Consider the following 20255-nt stretch of genomic DNA (forward strand, 5'->3'; position numbering starts at 1 on the left):
TTCGTCCTGCAAAGGTAGTGGGGGCGTTCACTTCTTCGCGCATCGGCATGCTTCTGCGCGTATCGGCGAACAGGCCCTGCGATCCGGGGCTGGCCGTCCAGGACAGGTGCGGAACTTGCCGCTCCGACGGCCGCGAGATTTGCGTCTTTGAGGTTGGCATCTCGCTAACGCGTAAGCATTTAACCACTGCCGCGCCTGACAGGGCAATGGACCTGTCCAGGCACACCGCGAGCGAGTGTGGCACGCATCGTGCTGCGGAACTTGAAGCGCCCGGCGCCGTCTGCATTGACAGGGGCGGCGCATCGGCCAACGCCCCGGGCGATGTCATTCGGGTCAACTCGCGTCTTCCGTCTTGGACGAGGCGTATCTGGGAGAGAGCGACATGTCGAAGAACCGCAGCGGTTTGGTAGGAACCCTGGTGACCGTCGGCGCGCTTGGCGCCATGGCGGGCATGCTGGCCTGGCGTTTCTCGCAGCGTCACCGCATGCAACGGCAAACTTTTTATCGTGACCTGAGCCGCTGGGAAGGCGAAGGTGGCTCGCTTGCCGATACCACGGACAGCAACGGACTGGGCCCGGAAATGGCCATGGCCGGGGGTGCCTCGGACTCACCGGGACATGGCAGGAAGGGCCGGATGACGAATGGTGTCAACGGCGCGAATGGCTCGGCTGGCATGCCGTGGCCGTTTCCGCATAGCTAGGCGGGCGGGGCGCGGGCCACGCGAGAGCCGTGCCCGCTAGTCTCGAATGAGTCTATAATAGTGATATCAACAACAATCGAGGTTCGGGCGGCCCGCGGTTGACGGTATTGTTGCCTGGATGTAGCAAAACCGCGCATATTGAGGCTTTTGCCGTCTTGGGCGTGCGTCCGACCGTTTCGTACTCCACTGCAGCGCAATCACGTGCGTCGCGACTTCCGCGGTGCCGGACAACGTTGTCCGGCGCGCTTGCGAAGGGCGCGGCGCTCGCGCTTTGGAGCCATTCACCTATCAAGGCTGACGAGACGCGATGCCACATGTATTGATTGTCGATGACGATGCGGAAACCCGCGAGGCGCTGGCGGCCGTGGTGAGCGAAGACGGGCTCACCACCGCGCAGGCAGGCGACCTGCGCGAGGCGCGCATCCAGCTCGTGCGGCAGACGCCGGACGTGGTCTTCACCGACCTGAAGCTGCCCGACGGCAGTGGCACCGACCTTTTCGAGGATCTCGACCCGCGCTCGGGCGTGGAACTCGTGGTCATCACCGGGCACGCGACGGTCGAGACGGCCGTCGATGCGCTCAAGTCCGGCGCGATCGATTACCTGGTCAAGCCGATCAATCTCCAGCGCGTGAAGGCGATCCTGAACCGCCTGCCGCGCGCGGGCGACCTCAAGGCCGAAATCGGCACGCTGCGCGGCGAGTTGCGCCGCATGGGGCGCTTCGGCCTGATGCTCGGCAATTCGCCGACCATGCAGGAGGTCTACGACCAGATCAGCCGGGTCGCGCCTACGCCCGCCTCGGTCATGCTGGTGGGCGAATCGGGCACCGGCAAGGAAGTGGCCGCGCAGACCATCCACCAGCTGAGCCTGCGTCGCAAGCACGAATTCCTCGCGGTGAACTGCGGCGCGATCTCGCCGAATCTGATCGAGTCCGAGATGTTCGGTCACGAGCGCGGCTCGTTTACGGGCGCCGACCGGCAGCACAAGGGCTATTTCGAGCGCGCCAACGGCGGCACGCTGTTCCTCGACGAAATCACCGAAATGCCGATCGAGCTGCAGGTGAAGCTGCTGCGCGTGCTCGAGACCGGCATGTTCATGCGCGTGGGCACGACCAAGGAAATCGAGACCGACGTGCGGCTGATCGCGGCGACCAACCGCGACCCGGAGCAGGCCGTCGCCGAAGGCAAGTTGCGTCTGGACCTTTATCACCGCCTGAACGTGTTTCCGATCAGCCTGCCGCCGCTGCGCGAGCGCGGCAAGGACGTCGAGCTGCTCGCCCAGGCGTTCCTCGACGAACTGAACGAGCGTCACGGCACGAAAAAGCAGTTTCCCGCGGCGGTGCGCGACATGCTGGCGGCCTACCCGTGGCCCGGCAACGTGCGCGAACTGAAGAACTACGTGCAGCGCGCGCACATCATGTCGGGCAACGACGGCGATTTCACGGCGACGGTGCCGCTGCAGATCTCGCTCTCGAAGCCGATTGCCGGCACGGCGGTGACGATCCCGTTCGGCACCTCGCTCGCCGACGCCGATCGCCAGCTCATTCTCGCGACGCTCGAGCAGTGCGGCGGCGTGAAGACGCGGGCGGCGGAAATCCTCGGCATCAGCCTGAAGACGCTCTATAACCGTCTTGTGGAGTACGGCAACGAAAGCGCCGGCAAGGGCGACGCGCCCGCGCGCGTAGCCGGCGTCTGAGCAGCATCCGCGAGCGCGTCTGCATGGTGCGCTCGCACGGCCGGTACGACGCTTGCAGTGTGAGTTTCGCGTCCATCATGAGGAGCGAAAGATGCCGAGCTGCAAATCCAGTGATGCCGTCCGCGTGAAGCCCTGGCTCGCGCATACCCCGAAGCCCGACGAACCGCCGCCGGATCAGCCCGGCGAGCCCGACGTGCCGCCCATCGGCGATCCGCCAGAGCCACCGGGTGAAGTGCCGCACGCGCGACTCCGATTCGACCCTTCGGTCTCCTCTCGATTTCATCGTTCGCGTGGCGCATTGCCCGCCACGTGAGCGTCTGCTCGCACGGCCCGCCGAAGCCATCAGCTGACCCTGACGGTTTTTATGTACTAGTTACAAAGGCTCCACCATTTTTACCGGCGAATTCACGCGGCGAACCCTAGACTATTAAAAAGCGCCACGGCCGCGTGGCCGCCTTCCCGCTGGAGGCATCGACATGAGACATCCTGCCTTGCGCCGCTCCGCACGTTACACGGGCAAGCGTGGCCCGCGCGATTCGCAAGAGAAAAGCAGTTCGCAACAGTCGGACGCGCCGGACCCCGCAGGCCAGAATCGCGCGGTGCCTGGCGTGCCGCCCGACGGCGAGCACAACCAAGGCGGGGCGCGGGCTGAGGGCATCGAGTACCAGCGCGATCTCGGCTCGGAACAGGACGCCTGATCCGCTTCGAACCGCCGTTCGCCGCGCGCTGTGTGCAGGCCGGTTTCCTGGCCTGACAGATCACCGGGGTATTCCGCACTTGCGTGCTTGCCGCGCGGAATTTGCTCGCGCGGCCGGTTGTGAGAATTGATTTTTGCTCCAGACCCTGCCGAACCGGCACGCGTCTTGCGTACGTACCTGAAGCATCGTCTTCGGACCCAACGAAACAGGAGGTAGAGCCGCAATGGGCAGACTGATCGTGGTATCGAATCGCGTTGCGCCGACCCAGGAGGGCCGTCCCGCAGCGGGCGGACTCGCAGTCGGCGTATTGGACGCGCTCAAGGAAACCGGCGGTGTGTGGTTCGGGTGGAGCGGCGAGACCGTCGCGGAGCCCTGCGCACCGGTCATCGAGCAGCAGGGCAGCGTCACCTACGCGACAGTGGGTCTCACCCGGCGTGACTATGACCAGTACTACAAGGGCTTCTCGAATACGACGCTCTGGCCGACGTTCCACTACCGCAACGACCTCGCGCGCTACGAGCGCCAGGAGTACGGCGGCTACCTGCGCGTGAACGTGTCGCTCGCGCGCCAGTTGCAGCCGCTCATCGAGCCCGACGACATCATCTGGGTGCATGACTATCACCTGATTCCGTTCGCGCGCTGCCTGCGCGATCTCGGGGTGAAGAACCCAATTGGCTTCTTCCTGCACATTCCGCTGCCGGTGCCCGAAGTCATGCGCTCGGTGCCGCCGCACGAAGAACTCATGAAGTTCATGTGCCACTACGACGTGGTCGGCTTCCAGACCGGCGCCGATCGCCAGGCGTTTCTCGACTACGTCGAGCGCGGCGGCCATGGCACGGCGAGCGACGACGGCATGGTCCACGCGTGGGACCGCTTCCTGAAGGTCGGGGCGTACCCCATCGGCATCTATCCGGACGCCATTGCCAAGGCCTCGTCGCAGTTCTCCGACCGCAAGGCCGTGCGCAGCCTGCGCGACGCCATGCGCGGACGCAAGCTGATCATGAGCGTGGACCGGCTCGATTATTCGAAGGGGCTCGCCGAGCGCTTCCAGGCGTTCGAGCGCCTGCTGCAGAACGGGCCGGGCTGGCATGGCCGTGTCTCGCTCCTGCAGATCGCGCCGCCAACGCGCTCCGACGTGCAGACCTACCAGACGATTCGCCGCAATCTCGAAGGCGAGGCGGGCCGCATCAACGGCCGTTTCGCGCAGCTCGACTGGACACCGATCCAGTACCTGAACCGCAAGTACGAGCGCAACCTGCTGATGGCGCTATTCCGCGAGGCGCAGGTGGGTTACGTGGCGCCGCTGCGCGACGGCATGAACCTCGTGGCGAAGGAATACGTGGCTTCGCAGAATCCCGACGATCCCGGCGTACTGGTGCTTTCGCAGTTCGCGGGCGCGGCGGAGCAAATGCCCGGTGCGCTGATCGTGAATCCCTACGACCTGAACCAGACGGCCGAGGCCCTGGAGCGCGCGCTCTCCATGCCGCACGCCGAGCGCGTCTCGCGCTACAACGACATGATGGTGTCGCTGCGCGAGAACAATCTTTCGGTGTGGCGCGATACGTTCCTCGCCGATCTGCGCAGCGTCGCGACGGCGGCTTCGGTCACGGCCAGGGCGCGCAACGCCGCGCCGGCGGGGAAAGCTTCGATGCAGACGCCCGCGCCCGAACAGGCGCAGGGTGCCGCGCGCGCGTAGCGACGCATCGGTGAGAGGCGAGGCGGCGTGCGTGCCGTCCCTGGCCGTCTAACGTTCTCTCGACGCAAATGGATCCACGCGGCGGCTCTTGGGCCGCCGCGTTTTTTTTGCATCCGCGTGATCGGCACGCGGCGATACGCGGCGCGGCGCGCGCTCAGATCCGCTGGCCGCTTGGCGCGGCGAACGGCATCGGCGGGCGGGTCGGATCGAAATCGGCCCAGTGTCCGTCGTGCCATTGGCCCGACGCGCACTCGATATCGGCGGCGCCACCGTCGCGCAGCAACTGCGCGGCGAGATCCTGGTTCTCGTAGCAGACATGCACCGAGAGCAGCACGCCGTCGCTGCGCGTCTCGCGATGCACCCTCTCGTGGTGGGCCGACATTTGCTGCGCAGCGGCTTTCGCCCCCACGCTCGCGCCGATGCGCGCGCCGATCCAGGCGCCCACGCCGGCCGCGATCACGACCGAAGGCAGCGCCGCCGAGAACGCGCTGAAAATCACCACGCCCGCCACGGCGCCCGCCACGGCGCCTGCGGTGATATTGCGGGTGTGATGCGGGTGCACTGCGGCGACCGTGGGCGGCGCGCCCATGGTTGTCCCCTGGACGCCATGGCGCGCATGCTGGCCGCGCGGATTGACGAAGAACAGGTTGACGTCTTCTTCGAGGAAGCCGCCCGCATACAGCTTTTCGGCGGCGGCTTCGGCGGCGGGAAAGGTCGTGAACCGACCGGCGACGATCAGTGACATGGGAAGCCCCCTTTGCCGGATCCGGCAGGTTGACTCGCCGGGCGCGGCCGCGAATGCGGCTCGCCCTGAATCCATGTTAGTGCCTGCGCACGCGCAGGGTTAGGCCGCTTTTAGCCTGGCGTGTGCGCCGCGGTGCCCGGCATCAGGCGCAGCAGGCTCACCACTGCCGCGACGGCGGCGAAGGCCGTCGCCACGTAGAGCGCCATGGTCGGCCCGTGTTGCGGTGCAACGCCGAAGATGAGCGCCACGAGCGCCGCGCCGAGCGTCTGCCCGGTGAGGCGCGCGGTGCCGAGCATGCCGCTCGCGCCGCCGCTGCGCTCGCGCGGCGCGGAAGAGAGGATCTGCCGGTTGTTGGGCGACTGGAACACGCCGAAGCCCACGCCGCACAACGCCATGCGCCAGCAGATATCGAACACCGTGGGATGCGCGCCGAGCGTGGCGAGCGAGAGCAGGCCGAGTGCGAAGAGCGCGAGTCCGATGCCGCCGAGCATGCCCGCTGGATAGCGGTCGGAGAGTGCACCCGAGAGCGGTGCGGCGCCGATGATGACGAGCGGCCAGGGGGTCATGAGGAGGCCCGTGTCGACCTGCGAGAAACCGAAGGTCTCCTGCAGCATGAAGGGCAGCGCCACGAACGCGAGCATTTGCGCGCAGAACGAGCAGACCGAGGTGCTGATCGACAGCGCGAAGACGGGGTTGGCGAGCAGATCGACGGGCAAGAGCGGCGCGGCCTGCGTGAGCTGGCGGCGCACGAAGAACCAGCCGATCACGATCGCGAGCACGAATTCGAGCGCGACGAGGCGATTGCTCTCGCCGTGGCCGAGGCCATCGACGGCAAAGATCAGGAGGCCGAACACGATGGCGTTGAGCACGGCGCTCAAATAGTCGTAGGGCGCGGGATGCCGCTCGTTCACGGGCAGCGCGCGCTGACCCAGCGCGAGCGCGGCGATGCCGATCGGTACGTTGATCGCAAAGAGCCAGGGCCACGGCGCGATGGCGAGCACGCCCGAGGCCAGCGTCGGCCCGACCGCGGAGGCGATCGCGACGACCATCGCGTTGATGGCGACGCCGCGACCGAGCTGCGCGCGCGGATAGATCATGCGTACGAGCGCGGTGTTCACGCTCATGATCCCCGCGCCGCCGAAGCCCTGCACCATGCGTGCGAACGCGAGTTCGGGCAGCGTGGTCGCCAGCGCGCAGCCGAGCGACGCGACGGTGAAGAGCACCATGCCGGCCAGATACACGCGCTTGTAGCCGATGCGGTCGCCGAGCGAGGCGAGCGGCAAGAGCGAGATGGTCACCGAAAGCTGATACGCGTTGACGATCCAGATCGAGCTGGCCGCGCTCGCATGAAGGTGCCGCGCGATGGTCGGCAACGCGACGTTGGCGATCGCGCCGTCGAGCACGGCGAGCGTGATGCCGAGCGCGACCACGAGGATTGCGTAGTAACGCTGTGGGAAGGGCAGGCCGGTTTCGATGTCGGCGGTGGAAGCGGCGGAGCGTTCGGAAAGCGTGGGCATCGACGGGAGAGGCGGCGCGCGATGGGCGCGCGCCGCCGGCTGGACCTTGTTTTCTGATGTTATCTGGCGTTCTCTGGCGGCTTATTTCAGTTCATAGAGCCCGACGTAAGTGGTCGAATCCACCTCGTTCAGATGCGTCATGAAGCGCGCCACCGCGTTCGTCGTTTCCGGCGTGACGGGCAGTTGCGCCGCCTTGAGCGCATGCACGCGGTAGATGTAGCGATGGGGTTTGTCGCCGCGCGGGGGCGCCGCGCCGCCGAAGCCGACCGTGCCATAGTCGTTGCGCACCTGCACGGCGCCTTGCGGGAGCAGGCTGCCGTCGGCCTTGCCAGCGTTGCGGGCGAGCGAGCGCACGTCGGGCGGAATGTTCACCACGACCCAGTGCCAGAAGCCGCTGCCCGTGGGCGCGTCCGGATCGTAGACGGTGAGCGCGAAGCTTTGCGTGTCGGCGGGCGGCTCGTCCCACTGCAGCGCGGGCGAGACGTTGTCGCCGTCGACACCGAAGGCCCGGTCGTCGAACTCCTGCGCCTTCGGCATGAAACCGTTGCTGGGAAAGTCATCGGACCAAAGTCGGAAATCAGCCATCGGGTGTCTCCTTCGCTTGGGATCGTGGGACGGTTGCGCCAGCACGTGTGACGCGTGAAGGTGGGTGCGAAGCCGGTCGATCGAGTTTATCACTGTGGGCTGTTCAAGCAGGGCCAGCTTCGCAGCCTGGCATGCGCGGCGCATCGGCTTGCGCTCACGCTTCGTGTGATGCCTGGCGAGGGCGCGTTATGAACGCGCCTCGAACCAGGCCGACGACTCGTCTTCGAGCCACGCGGCAAGGCGCTCGACGACCGCCTGCGGATCGTGCTGCGCACCACGCAACGCGCATTCCCAGACTACCGCCACGCGCCAGCCCTGGGCCGCGAGCGCGGCGAGTGCTTTGGCGTCGTTCAGACGGTTGCGCGCGATCTTCTCGCGCCAGAACTCGGGGCGCGTTTGTGGCCACTTGAAGAGCGTGCAGTTGTGGCCGTGCCAGAAGCAGCCGTGGACGAACACCACGGCGCGCCGGCGCGGCAGCACGATGTCGGGCCGGCCGGGCAGCTCGCGCACGTTCAGGCGAAAGCGAAAGCCGCGCCGGTGCAGCAGACTGCGGATCAGCTTTTCGGGCTTCGTGTTGCGAGCGCGTATGCCGGACATCATCCGGCTGCGCGTCGCGGTATCGACGACGTCCACCATCGTCTGTCGCCTCGCTTCGGTTGCCGCGGCGCGCGCCGGTCAGCGGCCTTCCGCCGTGGCCGTCGCCGCGTTGCGCGTGACGCGCGACGTGCGTGTCGTGCGCGTGGGGCGCGTTGTGTGCGCAACCGTGGGGACCGTCGTCGCGTCCGCACGCGGTGCTGCGTGCTGTGCGGTCAGCGACGCATCGAGATGCGGCATCATCGTGCGCGCGACTTCGCGCATCACCGGCATCACCACGCTGTTGCCGAACTGGCGGTACGCCTGGGTATCGCTCACCGGGATGCGGAAGGTGTCGGGCAGGCCCATCAGCCGCGCGCACTCGCGCGGCGTGAGGCGGCGCGGGCGCAATCCTTCGCCTTGATAGACGAGGATCTCCGAGCCGTCCTTGTGATAGCGCGCAGAAAGCGTGCGCGTGACGCTGTCGGGAAACGCGAGGCCGTAGCCGAAGCCGTTGCCGGCCGCGCGGTGCTTCTCGGCGTATTGCTGCAGATAGCCCCAGAGCCCCGGCGTGAGCGTGTACTTCGGCTGCACGCGGCGCGCGTCGTGATCGAAGAAGCGCTCGCCGTCCCACGGCAGCAGCGGCTCGCAGCCGTCGGTGCGGTGCAGGATCGTGGCGAGCCGCGGGCCTGCTTCCGGCAGTGCGAGCGCGTCCCATGAGAACGCCGCCGGCTCGCGAAAACCGACGATGATGATGCGTTCGCGATGCTGCGGCGTGAAATGGCGTCCGTCGATCACGCGATAGTGCACGTCATAGCCAAGCTCGTCGCGCAGCACCTGGAGGATCACGTCGAAGGTGCGGCCACGGTCGTGCGAGACCAGGTTCTTCACGTTCTCGAGCAAAAACGCAGCGGGCCGCTTCTCGGCGATGATGCGCGCAACGTCGAAGAACAACGTGCCCTGCGTGGTGCAGGCAAAGCCGTGCGGACGGCCAAGCGCGTTTTTCTTGCTCACGCCCGCGATCGAGAACGGCTGGCACGGAAAGCCCGCGAGCAGGACGTCGTGATCGGGTACGTCGGCGGCGTCCACGGCCGTAATGTCGCCGATGAACGGATGATTCTCGCCGTAGTTTTCCAGATAGGTCTTGCGCGAGAACGGATTCCATTCGCTCGTGAAGACGCACTCGCCGCCGTGTGCCTCGAAACCCTTGCGGATGCCGCCAATGCCGGCGAACAGGTCGATGAAGCGAAAGCGCGCTGCTGCGCCATTGGCGTGAGTGCCGCCTTGCAGCAACTCGCGCAGTGCGGCTTCGAGCATCGCGGGGCAGGGCGTTTCGCCTTTTTCCCAACGCCGCACGGTCTTCACGTCGCGGCCGACGTGTGTGGCGATCTGCTGTTGCGTGAAACGCTTGCGTGCCTGCTGGAGCAGGTCTCTCGGTTCGGCCGTGAGCACGGATGTCCTCGTTAGGGTATTTTTGCGGACATTATGACCGATGGTCGACCCGCGGCACCAGGAATTCCCGATGGGCGTGCGTAGACGAGCGCGGCGCTGGCGAATGCCTGCACGTGCGAGCGTCGAATCCAGGGAGAAGTCAGGAGTGTTGCGGGCCGGCGTTCGCCTGCTTCGCAAGGGCCGCGGAGGCGGAGGCGACGTTCAGCTCGTGCAGATCGAGGATGAGCAGCAGGCTGTCGATTTCACACAGCTGGCCCTTGTTCACGTGACCGGTGTCGAGCAGGCGGTGCAGGCGCTGGCGCCAGTAGAGCGCGGGGAGAATCGGACCGCCGAAGTCGCCGGCGAGCGACAGCGGCATCACGCGACGAATGTGCGCGATGTCCTGGTCGATGAGGGTCGACATCATATGGCCGGCGGGGAGGGGACGAGTGGTGTCCATGAAGGCCATTACGGCACTATTTTTCCCTTCTTTAGGGGGAGTTAACTCAGTACTTACCCCTAACTAGCTCGTCCGATGCCATTTATTCGGCAACCGGCGGCGTCGCGCCTTGCACCTGGGCCGCGCCTTCGAAGAAACGCCGCGTCGCTTCGAACGAGTTCAGCATCTGCTCGGGCCAGGGCGTTTGCAGCATCACGGCCTGGTGGTTCTCGAACGCCGCACCCAGTTGGCGGGCGAGTTCGGGCGAATTGAGGTGGCGCAGCAGCACGCTGACGGCGATGGCGGTGGCCTGACTGGCTCCTGCCGTCTGCAGTTCGGAGGCGGTGAGGGCGGCGACTTGCTTGTTGATGTCCATGGAAAATCTGCTCGGGAAAGAGGGGGCGCGAGTGCGCGAAAGAGACGGGACGGGGATCTGCGAACCGGTTGCGGCCTTCGCGGCCCGGCCTCCGCGGCTCGGCGTGGCCGAGCGGCTGGTCCCCCTGGCAGGAATCGAACCTGCATCTAGCGCTTAGGAGGCACTTGTTCTATCCATTGAACTACAGGGAGCGCGAGGTCGAGCATGGCTCCGTTCGATCGCCATGTTTCCCAAGTGACCCGTCATGGCGCGGAGCGGCGCACGAAGCGGTTCGCCCTTGCGGGTCCGAACTATATCGCGGCGCAGGGCCAAGAGTATAGCAAACGTGTTCGGGCGCGAAAATGACGCCCCGTTGGCTCCGTTGGAGTTGTCGTAATCAGAACTCGACGACGGCGAATTCTGACTTGGCCACGTCGCACAGCGGGCAGCGCCAGTCGTCGGGAATCTCCGCAAAGCGCGTGCCGGCGGCGATGCCTTCGTCGGGCAGACCCTCTTCCTCGTTGTAGATCCAGCCGCAGATCAGGCAGACCCAGCTCTTGTACTCGATTACTTCGCTCACAGCGTGTCCTTCGTCTAGTCGATTCGATGCGCAGCCCGTCATGCGGCCCTTTATCTGGAAGGCCGGGCGGCGCGGGCGACCTGGGATGTTACCGGAAAACGGCGCGCGTGCCGCTGCGCTAAGGGGAAGCTAAACGCGGAGGCCCGACCTGCGCGGGCCGACCTCCGCGGCCCGACCTGCGCGGCCCGACCTACGCGGCCCGGCCTGCGCGGCCCGGCCTGCGCGGCCCGGTACAATGCCCCCTTCAGGTCCACCGCACGCATCGCATTCCATCCATGTCGCTTTACACCATCACAGACGCGCAACTGGCGTTCGGCCACGTCGCGCTGCTCGACCACGCGGACTTTTCGCTTGAAGCCGGCGAGCGCGTTGGGCTGATTGGCCGCAACGGCGCGGGCAAGTCGTCGCTGCTCACGATCGTCGCCGATCTCGCGAAGCCCGACGACGGCCTCGTCACACGCCAGCAGACGCTTTCGACCGTCTACGTGCCGCAGGAGCCCGACTTCGACGCCGACGCCACGGTGTTCGATACCGTCGCCTCGGGCCTCGCCGACGTGCGCGCACTGCTCGACGAATACGACACGGTCGCGCACAAGCTCGCGGACACGCCCGAAGGCGCGGAACACGACGCGCTGCTCGCACGCATGAACACGCTGCAGTCGTCGCTCGATCACGCCGACGCCTGGAGCTGGCGCACGCGCGTGGCCACGACGCTCGCGCAGATCGGCCTCGAAGGCGACGCCCGCGTGGGCGCGCTCTCGGGCGGTATGCAAAAACGCGTGGCGCTCGCGCGCGCGCTCGTCGTGCAGCCCGATATCCTGCTGCTCGACGAACCGACCAACCACCTCGACTTCGACGGCATCCGCTGGCTCGAGGAACTGCTCGTGGCGCAGCGTTCGAGCCTGCTCTTCATCACCCACGACCGCGCGTTTCTCGACCGCGTGGCCACGCGCATCGTCGAACTCGATCGCGGCAAGCTGCTCTCGTATCCGGGCAACTTCTCGCAGTACCAGGAGCGCAAGGCGCAGCAGCTCGAAGTCGAGCGCGTGGAGAACGAGAAGTTCGACAAGCTGCTCGCGCAGGAAGAAGTGTGGATCCGCAAGGGCGTGGAGGCGCGCCGCACGCGCAGCGTCGGGCGCATCGCGCGCCTCGTGCAGATGCGCAACGAGCACGCCGAGCGCCGCAACGTGCAGGGCAACGTGAAGCTCGACGTGGCGCAGGGCGAGAAGTCCGGCAAGATCGTCGCTGAACTCGCTGACGTGACCAAGCGCTATGGCGGCCGCACGATCGTCGATACCTTCTCGTCGACGGTCATGCGCGGCGACAAGATCGGCTTCGTCGGTCCGAACGGCGCGGGCAAGACCACGCTGCTGAAGCTGATTCTCGGCGAGTTGACGCCCGACGAAGGCACGGTGCGCGTGGGCACGAACCTGCAGGTCGCGTACTTCGACCAGATGCGCGCGCAGCTCGACATGGAAAAGAGCCTTGCCGATACCATCAGCCCCGGCAGCGACTGGGTCGAGATCAACGGCGCGAAGAAGCACGTGATGAGCTATCTCGGCGACTTCCTGTTCGCGCCCGAGCGGGCTCGCTCACCCGTGAAGTCGCTTTCGGGCGGCGAGCGCAATCGCCTGCTGCTCGCGCGTTTGTTCGCGCGGCCCGCGAACGTGCTCGTGCTCGACGAACCGACCAACGACCTCGACATCCCGACGCTCGAACTGCTCGAAGAGTTGCTCACCGACTACGACGGCACCGTGCTGCTCGTCTCCCACGACCGCGCGTTTCTCGACAACGTGGTGACGTCGGTGATCGCGTCCGAGGGCGAAGGGCGCTGGCACGAGTACGTGGGCGGCTTCACGGACTGGCAGACGCAGAGCACCCGCGCGCAGGAGATTGCCGAGGCGCGCGCGCCGAAGGAAGCGGCGCCCGCGGCTGCCGCGCCCAAGGATAGCGCGGCCGGACGCAATGCCCAGCGCAGCGTGAAGCTTTCGTTCAAGGAACAGCGCGAGCTGGAGGAACTGCCCAAGCGTATCGAGGCGCTGGAGACCGAGCAGAAGACGATCGGCGCGAAGATCGAAGATGGGTCGATCTTTGCAAAGGACGCGCAGGAAGGCACGCGCCTGACTGAACGCTATGCGGCGATCGACGAGGAATTGCTCGTTGTGCTGGAGCGGTGGGAGGAGCTGGAGAGCAAGCGCAAGTGATGCGAGAGAAAGCGGCCTGATGAAGGCCGCTTTTTTATCTCGCCTTCAGGCTCAAGAGTTGCCGTTCCAGGTCGGGCAAGTCATGCTGAATCGTGCGCCAGACCACCTCGGTATTGATGGCGAAGTAACCGTGCGAGATGCGATTGCGCGTACCGTACATTTCCTGCCATGGAATTTCCGGATGCGAGTCGATGAAGCCGGGATCGTCCAGCATGATGTTTCGCGCCGCCTCACCGACGATTTCAAGGTTCCGCACGACGGCGTCAATGATCATCGGTGTGGCTTGAAACGATTCCAGTGAGACAGATGCGGTGTATTCGCGGACGCGCTCGATGGCCGTGAGGATGTGCTCGATGTAGTCGGATGTGCGTAGATCGTCCTTTTTCATACGGGCACGGCTTCCGCCATGGCGAGCAGCCGTATGCGCTCGGGCAGATCCTTCGGCGTGCGCACGTCGACCGGCACACCGAGCAGCGCCTCTAGCTGCGACTGAATGCGCGCAAGATCGAACAGCGAAGTCTGCGGCGTCGGATCGACGAGCAGATCGAGATCGCTGTCTTCGTCGTCCTCCTCGCGCGCCGACGAGCCGAACACGCGCGCATTCGTCGCGTGATGGCTCGCGACGATCGCGCGGATCTCGGCGCGGTGCGCGCGCAGCGCTTCGGATGGCCTCATGGCAGCTCCACACTCCCAAACAGGGCAACAGGCCCGATGAAATCGCGACGGCACTGCCCGTGCCATCCGCGGCTCATTCTACGCGACTCCCGCCCCCGTCCGCCCCTGGGCCGAACGGCCAACCCCCAAGCAAATTGCCGTGCGGGCCCAAATCAGTACAATACCTCGCGAATTCGAACAACTGCGCGAACCACCGCGCCGCCGCGAGCGCACCTGCCACCGCGGCGCGCAGCCGGTTCACCTCGTTGTTTCGTATCGGTTTTTTTGAACGCTCAACGCGTTTTCCCCGCAGATGTCCACAGGACCTGTGGACAAGCGCGCGGACAACCCCCTGTGGATCACCATGTCAACGAAGAAGTCCAACGCTGGAAACACTGGCTATAGCGAAGCGTCGATCAAGGTGCTCAAGGGCCTCGAGCCCGTCCGGCAGCGGCCGGGCATGTATACGCGCACCGAGAATCCGCTGCACATCATCCAGGAAGTCATCGACAACGCCTCGGACGAAGCGCTCGGCGGCTACGGCAAGCGCATCACCGTGACGCTGCACGCCGACCATTCCGTCTCCGTCGAGGACGACGGCCGCGGCATTCCGTTCGGCTTGCACCCCGACGAGAAGGTGCCCGTCGTCGAGATCGTCTTCACGCGCCTGCACGCGGGCGGCAAGTTCGACAAGGCCGCCGGCGGCGCCTACACCTTCTCGGGTGGCCTGCACGGCGTGGGCGTTTCGGTCACGAACGCGCTCTCGACACGCCTCGACGTCACTGTGTGGCGCGACGGCAAGGTCGCCGAAATCGGCTTCTCGGACGGCAACGTCACGAGGCCGCTCACCACGCGCAACGCCGCGCGCGACGAAAAGAAAACCGGCACGCGCGTGACCGCGTGGGCCGATCCCAAGTATTTCGATTCGCCCAACCTGCCGCTCGGCGAGCTGCAGCGTCTGTTGCGCTCGAAGGCCGTGCTGCTGCCCGGCGTCGAGGTCACGCTCGTGATCGAGAAGACCGGCGAGCGCCAGAGCTGGAAGTACGAAGACGGCCTGCGCGGCTATCTGCTCGAAGGCATGGGCGGCGCCGACCTGCTGATTCCGCTGTTCGAAGGCGAGCGCTACGCCGACGCGCGCACCACCGACGACACCTTCGCCGAAGGCGAGGGCGCCGCGTGGGTCGTGGCGTGGTGCGAGGAAGGCTCGCTCACGCGTGAGTCGTACGTGAACCTGATCCCGACGCCTGCGGGCGGCACGCACGAAAGCGGCCTGCGTGACGGTCTCTTCCAGGCCGTGAAGAGCTTCGTCGAATTGCACAATCTTCAGCCGAAAGGCGTGAAGCTCCTGCCCGAAGACGTCTTTGCGCGCGTCTCGTTCGTGCTCTCGGCCAAGGTGCTCGACCCGCAGTTCCAGGGGCAGATCAAGGAGCGCCTGAACAGCCGCGACGCCGTGAAGCTCGTTTCGTCGTTCTCGCGTCCGGCTCTGGAGCTGTGGCTCAACCAGCACGTCGAGCACGGCAAGAAGCTTGCCGACCTCGTCATCAAGCAGGCGCAGGCGCGCACGCGCGCGGGCCAGAAAGTCGAGAAGCGCAAGAGCTCGGGCGTGGCCGTGCTGCCCGGCAAGCTCACCGACTGCGAATCGACCGACATCGTGCGCAACGAACTCTTCCTCGTGGAGGGCGACTCGGCCGGCGGCTCCGCGAAGATGGGGCGCGACAAGGAGTACCAGGCCATCCTGCCGCTGCGCGGCAAGGTGCTCAACACGTGGGAGACCGAGCGCGACCGGCTCTTTGCGAACAACGAAGTGCACGATATTTCGGTGGCGATCGGCGTCGATCCGCACAGCCCCGACGAGACGGTCGATCTTTCGAATCTGCGCTACGGCAAGATCTGCATTCTTTCCGATGCCGACGTCGATGGCTCGCACATCCAGGTGCTGCTGCTCACGCTCTTCTTCAAGCATTTCCCGCAGCTCATCGAGCGCGGTCACGTGTGCGTGGCGCGCCCGCCGCTGTTCCGCGTGGATGCGCCCGCGCGCGGCAAGAAGCCCGCGCAGAAGCTCTATGCGCTCGACGAAGGCGAACTCGAAGCGATCCTCGACAAGCTACGCAAGGACGGTGTGCGCGAAACGCAATGGAGTATCAGCCGCTTCAAGGGTCTGGGCGAAATGAGCGCCGAGCAGCTTTGGGACACGACGATGAATCCGGACACGCGCCGCCTCTCGCCCATCGTGCTCGGCGACCTCGACTACGAGGCCACGGTCGCGCGCATGACGATGCTCATGGGCAAGGGCGAAGCGGCTTCGCGCCGTTCGTGGCTCGAGGAGAAGGGCAACGAAGTCGAAGCGGATATCTGATACGCGCAGGCGCACACACGATTACGGACTGATTGAAACATGGACGATCTCTTTGCTGAAGTGACGGACGCCCCGAACGGCGACACGCTCACGCTCGGCCACTACGCGGAACGCGCCTATCTCGACTACGCGGTGAGCGTGGTGAAGGGCCGCGCGCTGCCCGACGTCTGCGACGGCCAGAAGCCGGTGCAGCGGCGCATTCTCTTCGCGATGAACGAAATGGGTCTCGGCGACAACGCCAAGCCCGTGAAATCGGCGCGCGTGGTGGGCGACGTGCTCGGCAAGTACCACCCGCACGGCGACCAGTCGGCCTACGACGCGCTCGTGCGCCTCGCCCAGGACTTCTCGATGCGCTACCCGCTCATCGACGGCCAGGGCAATTTCGGCTCGCGCGACGGCGACGGCGCGGCGGCCATGCGCTACACCGAAGCGCGCTTGACGCCCATCGCGAAGCTCTTGCTCGACGAAATCGACATGGGCACCGTCGATTTCATGCCGAACTACGACGGCTCGTTCCAGGAGCCTAAGACGCTGCCCGCGCGCCTGCCCATGCTGCTGCTCAACGGCGCGTCGGGGATCGCGGTGGGTCTCGCAACCGAAATTCCTTCGCATAACCTGCGCGAAGTTGCGGCGGCGGCCGTGGCGATGATCCGCAATCCGAAGATCTCGCATGCGGAGCTCATGGAGAAAGTGCCGGGACCGGACTTCCCGGGCGGCGGCCAGATCATTTCGAGCGAGGCGGAAATCGCGGCGGCCTACGAGTCGGGCCGCGGTAGCCTCAAGGTGCGCGCGCGCTGGAAGATCGAGGACCTCGCGCGCGGCCAGTGGCAACTCGTGGTGACCGAGCTGCCGCCGAACACCTCGGGCCAGAAGGTGCTCGAAGAGATCGAAGAGCTCACCAACCCGAAGCTCAAGCTCGGCAAGAAGACGCTCACGCCCGAGCAGTTGCAGAACAAGCAGACCATGCTCGGCTTGCTCGACGCCGTGCGCGACGAGTCGGGCAAGGACGCGCCAGTGCGTCTCGTGTTCGAGCCGAAGACGAGCCGCATCGACCAGGCCGAGTTCGTCAATTCGTTGCTCGCGAACACGAGCCTCGAATCGAACGCCTCCTTGAATCTCGTGATGATCGGCTCGGATGGCCGTCCGCGTCAGAAGGGCATCAGCGAGATTCTGGGCGAGTGGATCGGTTTCCGTTTCGCCACCGTCACGCGCCGCACGCAGCATCGTCTCACCAAGGTCGACGACCGCATCCATATCCTCGAAGGGCGGATGATCGTCTTCCTCAATATCGACGAGGTCATCCGCATCATCCGCGAGTCGGACGAGCCCAAGAGCGCGCTGATGAGCGCGTTCGGACTCTCCGAGCGCCAGGCCGAGGACATTCTTGAAATCCGTCTGCGTCAGTTGGCGCGGCTCGAGAAGATCAAGATCGAGAAGGAACTCGCGGAACTGCGCGAAGAGAAGGCGAAGCTCGAAGAACTGCTCGCGAACGACTCGTCGATGAAGCGGCTCATCGTGAAGGAAATCGAAGCCGACGCGAAGCAATACGGCGACGATCGCCGCACGCTGATCCAGCAGGAAAAGCGCGCGAGCTTCGAAGCGCGCGTGGTGGACGAGCCGGTCACGGTCGTCGTCTCGCAGAAGGGCTGGGTGCGTGCGCTCAAGGGCCACGGGCTCGATACGCAAAGCTTCACGTTCAAGGCCGGCGACGGTCTCTATGCGGCTTTCCAGTGCCGCACGCCCGACACGCTCATCGCGTGGGGCAGCAATGGCCGCGTCTATTCCGTGTCGATTGCGAATCTGCCTGGCGGCCGCGGTGACGGTGTGCCGGTCACGTCGCTCATCGAACTCGAAGCGGGCACGCATCTGCTGCATTACTTCGCAGCGAATGCGGAACAGCAATTGCTGCTGGCGTCGAGCAACGGCTTTGGCTTCATCGCGAAGATCGGCGACATGGTGAGCCGCGTGAAGGCAGGCAAGGCGTTCATGACGATCGACGAGGGCTGTGTGCCGCTCGCGCCGATGCCGATGCTGCCCGACGCGCTGCAGGTGGCGTGTCTTTCGTCGAGCGGTCGTTTGCTGGTGTTCGGCCTCGACGAGATGAAGACGCTCTCCGGCGGCGGGCGTGGCGTCACGCTCATGCAGCTCGACGACAATGAGAAGCTCGTGCAGGCGCTCGCGATCAGCGCGGCGGGCGTCGTGCTCGTGGGCACGGGCCGCGGCGGCAAGGCGGCCGAGGACCTGATGGCGGGCGCGGTGCTGTCGCCCCAGATCGGCAAGCGCGCACGCAAGGGCCGCGCGCCGGACTCGAAGCTCAAGGTCGTGACGGAGATGCGTCCGGTGTTGCCGCGGTAAAAGAGCATATCCGGCGCGAATCGCGGTGCGGCATGGAATAATGCCGCGCACAACGGCTCGCGCCGCATAACGACACGTTACGAGGGAATTCAAGCATGGGCCACGCGATCGCAGTCGCGCTCTTTCTGCATCTGCTGGGTGTCGCCGTCTGGGTCGGCGGCATGATCTTCGCGCACTTCTGTTTGCGCCCGGCGCTCGAAGACCTGTCTCCGCAGTTGCGCCTGCCGCTCATCGAATCGGTGTTCGGCCGCTTCTTTAACTGGGTGGGCGTCTCGGTCATCGTGATCCTGCTGACCGGCGGCTTCCTGCTCATGCAGTTCGGCGGCGAGCATGCCACCTGGCAACTGCATGCCATGGCGGGCCTGGGCGTGCTGATGATGCTGATCTTCGGGCACATCCGCTTCGCCGTGTTTCCGCGCATTCGCCGCGCCGTGCAAGCGCAGAAGTGGCCCGACGGCGCGCGCGCCGTGGGCACCGTGCGCCGGCTCGTCGTCATCAATCTCGTGCTGGGTATCGTGACGATCGGCGTTGCGGTGCTCGCGCGCGGGTTCTAATCGTTTCTCCTGCAACGTTCGCGGCCCGCGCCAGAGGTTTTACAGGCGCTCCGCGAGCGCATGGCGCTGCATGCAGCGCTCCATCGCGTCGAAGAATGCTTCTTCGGCCGCATTGCGCTTGCGGTCGCGATGCCATAGCAAGTGGATATCGACGTCCACGAGCCCTTCCTCCGGCGGCAGCCGCCACAGGCGCTGCCGCGCCAGATCGTCCCGCACCGTATGCTCGGGCAGGCAGCCAATGCCGTAGCCCGCAAAGATCAGCCGCCGCACCTCGTCCAGACTCGGTGACGACGCCACGATCCGCCCCGTGAAGCCGCGCTGGTCGCGAAACACCGTAAGCGGCGAAAGGCTGTCGCCAATCTGGTCGCTCGTGAAGGAGACGAAATTCTCCGCGAGCAGGTCGTCCATCGTCAACTGCGAGAGCCCGAAGAGCCGGTGATGCCGGCCGCAGAACATCGCGTACCGCTGGCGCAGAAAGCAGCGCATGTCCAGCTTGTCAATGGGCGTGCGGCACAGGCTCAAGCCTGCGGTCGCCGTTTTCTGCAGCAGCGACGAGATGATGTCCGACGAGCGCATCACTTCGATCTGCAGATCGATGCGCGGGTAGGCCGTGTGGAATTCCGCGAGAAATTCGTCGTACACGCGCGACTCGATGCGGCTCACCGTGAGCAGGCGGATCGAGCCGGTGATGTCGGCGGTGCGTTCGTCTAGCCCGGTTTCGAGCTGCGAAATCGTCCCGTAGATGTCGCTGGCAATACGATAGACCTCCTCGCCGGCCTTGGTCGGCACGAACTGCGCGCCGCGGCGCTCGATCAGCTTGCGGCCGAGCGCGTCTTCGAGCCGCTTGAGCGCCTGGCTCACGGCCGGCTGCGTGACGTACAGGCGCGCGGCGGCGCGGCTCAGGCTGCGCTCCTGCATGATCGCGAGATAGGTGCGCAGCAGGTTCCAGTCGAGACGGTCGTTGAGAAAGCGGGTGGTGTCGGCGCGCATGGGCGGTCTCCCGGCGCGGTGGTGCGCCAATGGTATTAGTTGAATTTATGCGCTGAATAATAACGCGAAATTTGACTAATGATTTGTGGCTGGCGATAAAGCGTGCATGCAACACAAATTCATCCCAAAC

General features: G+C 65.7%; 20 protein-coding genes and 1 tRNA gene. 9 read left to right on the top strand and 12 right to left on the bottom strand.

Annotated elements, in window-relative coordinates; translation table 11 throughout:
• Positions 1-382: 382 nt before the first annotated feature.
• From M3I56_RS21855 to otsA, 5 genes are all read left to right on the top strand, one after another.
• Complete coding sequence (locus tag M3I56_RS21855; RefSeq protein WP_254355779.1) at positions 383-700, top strand: hypothetical protein; 318 nt, start codon at positions 383-385, stop codon at positions 698-700.
• 307 nt (positions 701-1007) lie between these two features.
• On the top strand, positions 1008-2393 hold the full coding sequence (locus tag M3I56_RS21860) for a sigma-54 dependent transcriptional regulator (RefSeq protein WP_133181918.1): 1386 nt from the start codon (positions 1008-1010) through the stop codon (positions 2391-2393).
• Between the two features lie 91 nt (positions 2394-2484).
• Positions 2485-2706, top strand: a complete 222-nt coding sequence (locus tag M3I56_RS21865; protein WP_254355780.1) for a hypothetical protein — start codon at positions 2485-2487, stop codon at positions 2704-2706.
• A 163-nt stretch (positions 2707-2869) separates the two neighbouring features.
• A complete protein-coding gene (locus M3I56_RS21870; RefSeq protein ID WP_254355781.1) occupies positions 2870-3091 on the top strand; it encodes a hypothetical protein in 222 nt (73 codons plus the stop codon).
• Positions 3092-3314: 223 nt separating this feature from the next.
• Positions 3315-4787: an alpha,alpha-trehalose-phosphate synthase (UDP-forming) gene (gene otsA, locus M3I56_RS21875; RefSeq protein WP_254355782.1), complete on the top strand. Its 1473-nt coding sequence runs from the start codon at positions 3315-3317 to the stop codon at positions 4785-4787.
• Positions 4788-4941: 154 nt separating this feature from the next.
• On the opposite strand, the gene M3I56_RS21880 is transcribed toward otsA, so the two are convergent.
• The 9 genes from M3I56_RS21880 to M3I56_RS21920 all read right to left on the bottom strand — a co-directional run bounded on the left by M3I56_RS21880 (position 4942) and on the right by M3I56_RS21920 (position 11012).
• On the bottom strand, positions 4942-5532 hold the full coding sequence (locus M3I56_RS21880) for a hypothetical protein (protein ID WP_028205783.1): 591 nt from the start codon (positions 5530-5532) through the stop codon (positions 4942-4944).
• Between the two features lie 110 nt (positions 5533-5642).
• Complete coding sequence (locus M3I56_RS21885; protein ID WP_254355783.1) at positions 5643-7049, bottom strand: MFS transporter; 1407 nt, start codon at positions 7047-7049, stop codon at positions 5643-5645.
• An 81-nt stretch (positions 7050-7130) separates the two neighbouring features.
• Complete coding sequence (locus M3I56_RS21890; protein ID WP_254336616.1) at positions 7131-7634, bottom strand: YbhB/YbcL family Raf kinase inhibitor-like protein; 504 nt, start codon at positions 7632-7634, stop codon at positions 7131-7133.
• 186 nt (positions 7635-7820) lie between these two features.
• Positions 7821-8270, bottom strand: coding sequence for a very short patch repair endonuclease (locus M3I56_RS21895; protein WP_254355784.1), 450 nt, complete (start codon positions 8268-8270; stop codon positions 7821-7823).
• A 39-nt stretch (positions 8271-8309) separates the two neighbouring features.
• Positions 8310-9659, bottom strand: a complete 1350-nt coding sequence (gene dcm, locus M3I56_RS21900; protein WP_309249177.1) for a DNA (cytosine-5-)-methyltransferase — start codon at positions 9657-9659, stop codon at positions 8310-8312.
• Positions 9660-9798: 139 nt separating this feature from the next.
• Complete coding sequence (locus M3I56_RS21905) at positions 9799-10098, bottom strand: hypothetical protein (protein ID WP_254355785.1); 300 nt, start codon at positions 10096-10098, stop codon at positions 9799-9801.
• 82 nt (positions 10099-10180) lie between these two features.
• Positions 10181-10453 (bottom strand): hypothetical protein, encoded by a 273-nt coding sequence (locus M3I56_RS21910; RefSeq protein ID WP_254336612.1) that lies wholly within the window; start codon positions 10451-10453, stop codon positions 10181-10183.
• 116 nt (positions 10454-10569) lie between these two features.
• Positions 10570-10644 (bottom strand) — tRNA-Arg (locus tag M3I56_RS21915).
• Positions 10645-10829: 185 nt separating this feature from the next.
• Positions 10830-11012 carry a rubredoxin gene (locus M3I56_RS21920; protein WP_254355786.1) on the bottom strand — a complete coding sequence of 61 codons (183 nt, stop codon included), beginning with the start codon at positions 11010-11012 and terminating at the stop codon, positions 10830-10832.
• 275 nt (positions 11013-11287) lie between these two features.
• On the opposite strand from M3I56_RS21920, the gene M3I56_RS21925 reads away from it, so the two are divergent.
• A complete protein-coding gene (locus M3I56_RS21925; protein WP_254355787.1) occupies positions 11288-13216 on the top strand; it encodes an ATP-binding cassette domain-containing protein in 1929 nt (642 codons plus the stop codon).
• A 34-nt stretch (positions 13217-13250) separates the two neighbouring features.
• Here M3I56_RS21925 and M3I56_RS21930 read toward each other — a convergent pair whose 3' ends face one another.
• Positions 13251-13604: a DUF86 domain-containing protein gene (locus M3I56_RS21930; protein ID WP_254355788.1), complete on the bottom strand. Its 354-nt coding sequence runs from the start codon at positions 13602-13604 to the stop codon at positions 13251-13253.
• A complete protein-coding gene (locus M3I56_RS21935; RefSeq protein WP_028205775.1) occupies positions 13601-13891 on the bottom strand; it encodes a nucleotidyltransferase family protein in 291 nt (96 codons plus the stop codon). Before M3I56_RS21935 ends, M3I56_RS21930 begins: the two co-directional genes overlap by 4 nt.
• A gap of 343 nt (positions 13892-14234) precedes the next feature.
• Between M3I56_RS21935 and M3I56_RS21940 the strand changes: the two genes are divergently transcribed.
• From M3I56_RS21940 to M3I56_RS21950, 3 genes are all read left to right on the top strand, one after another.
• Positions 14235-16226, top strand: coding sequence for a DNA topoisomerase IV subunit B (locus tag M3I56_RS21940; RefSeq protein ID WP_254355789.1), 1992 nt, complete (start codon positions 14235-14237; stop codon positions 16224-16226).
• Positions 16227-16265: 39 nt separating this feature from the next.
• Positions 16266-18581 carry a DNA topoisomerase IV subunit A gene (gene parC / locus M3I56_RS21945; protein ID WP_254355790.1) on the top strand — a complete coding sequence of 772 codons (2316 nt, stop codon included), beginning with the start codon at positions 16266-16268 and terminating at the stop codon, positions 18579-18581.
• Between the two features lie 95 nt (positions 18582-18676).
• Positions 18677-19135, top strand: a complete 459-nt coding sequence (locus tag M3I56_RS21950) for a CopD family protein (protein WP_028205772.1) — start codon at positions 18677-18679, stop codon at positions 19133-19135.
• 39 nt (positions 19136-19174) lie between these two features.
• Here the strand turns inward: M3I56_RS21950 and M3I56_RS21955 are convergent, their stop codons facing one another.
• Entirely contained in the window at positions 19175-20125 is a 951-nt protein-coding gene (locus M3I56_RS21955) for a LysR family transcriptional regulator (protein ID WP_254355791.1), read from the bottom strand.
• Positions 20126-20255: the final 130 nt, after the last annotated feature.

Origin of the sequence: Paraburkholderia sp. CNPSo 3281 (assembly GCF_024206515.1) — a bacterium.
GTDB lineage: Bacteria > Pseudomonadota > Gammaproteobacteria > Burkholderiales > Burkholderiaceae > Paraburkholderia > Paraburkholderia nodosa.

Excerpts from the sequence above, each read along its gene's own strand:
- M3I56_RS21905 (WP_254355785.1), bottom strand. The coding sequence starts at position 10,098 with ATGGACACCACTCGTCCCCTCCCCGCCGGCCATATGATGTCGACCCTC.
- M3I56_RS21955 (WP_254355791.1), bottom strand. The coding sequence starts at position 20,125 with ATGCGCGCCGACACCACCCGCTTTCTCAACGACCGTCTCGACTGGAAC.
- M3I56_RS21865 (WP_254355780.1), top strand. The coding sequence starts at position 2,485 with ATGCCGAGCTGCAAATCCAGTGATGCCGTCCGCGTGAAGCCCTGGCTC.
- M3I56_RS21890 (WP_254336616.1), bottom strand. The coding sequence starts at position 7,634 with ATGGCTGATTTCCGACTTTGGTCCGATGACTTTCCCAGCAACGGTTTC.
- M3I56_RS21885 (WP_254355783.1), bottom strand. The coding sequence starts at position 7,049 with ATGCCCACGCTTTCCGAACGCTCCGCCGCTTCCACCGCCGACATCGAA.
- M3I56_RS21870 (WP_254355781.1), top strand. The coding sequence starts at position 2,870 with ATGAGACATCCTGCCTTGCGCCGCTCCGCACGTTACACGGGCAAGCGT.
- M3I56_RS21950 (WP_028205772.1), top strand. The coding sequence starts at position 18,677 with ATGGGCCACGCGATCGCAGTCGCGCTCTTTCTGCATCTGCTGGGTGTC.
- M3I56_RS21895 (WP_254355784.1), bottom strand. The coding sequence starts at position 8,270 with ATGGTGGACGTCGTCGATACCGCGACGCGCAGCCGGATGATGTCCGGC.
- M3I56_RS21930 (WP_254355788.1), bottom strand. The coding sequence starts at position 13,604 with ATGAAAAAGGACGATCTACGCACATCCGACTACATCGAGCACATCCTC.
- M3I56_RS21880 (WP_028205783.1), bottom strand. The coding sequence starts at position 5,532 with ATGTCACTGATCGTCGCCGGTCGGTTCACGACCTTTCCCGCCGCCGAA.
- parC (WP_254355790.1), top strand. The coding sequence starts at position 16,266 with ATGGACGATCTCTTTGCTGAAGTGACGGACGCCCCGAACGGCGACACG.
- otsA (WP_254355782.1), top strand. The coding sequence starts at position 3,315 with ATGGGCAGACTGATCGTGGTATCGAATCGCGTTGCGCCGACCCAGGAG.
- M3I56_RS21855 (WP_254355779.1), top strand. The coding sequence starts at position 383 with ATGTCGAAGAACCGCAGCGGTTTGGTAGGAACCCTGGTGACCGTCGGC.
- M3I56_RS21940 (WP_254355789.1), top strand. The coding sequence starts at position 14,235 with ATGTCAACGAAGAAGTCCAACGCTGGAAACACTGGCTATAGCGAAGCG.
- M3I56_RS21910 (WP_254336612.1), bottom strand. The coding sequence starts at position 10,453 with ATGGACATCAACAAGCAAGTCGCCGCCCTCACCGCCTCCGAACTGCAG.
- M3I56_RS21925 (WP_254355787.1), top strand. The coding sequence starts at position 11,288 with ATGTCGCTTTACACCATCACAGACGCGCAACTGGCGTTCGGCCACGTC.
- M3I56_RS21860 (WP_133181918.1), top strand. The coding sequence starts at position 1,008 with ATGCCACATGTATTGATTGTCGATGACGATGCGGAAACCCGCGAGGCG.
- M3I56_RS21935 (WP_028205775.1), bottom strand. The coding sequence starts at position 13,891 with ATGAGGCCATCCGAAGCGCTGCGCGCGCACCGCGCCGAGATCCGCGCG.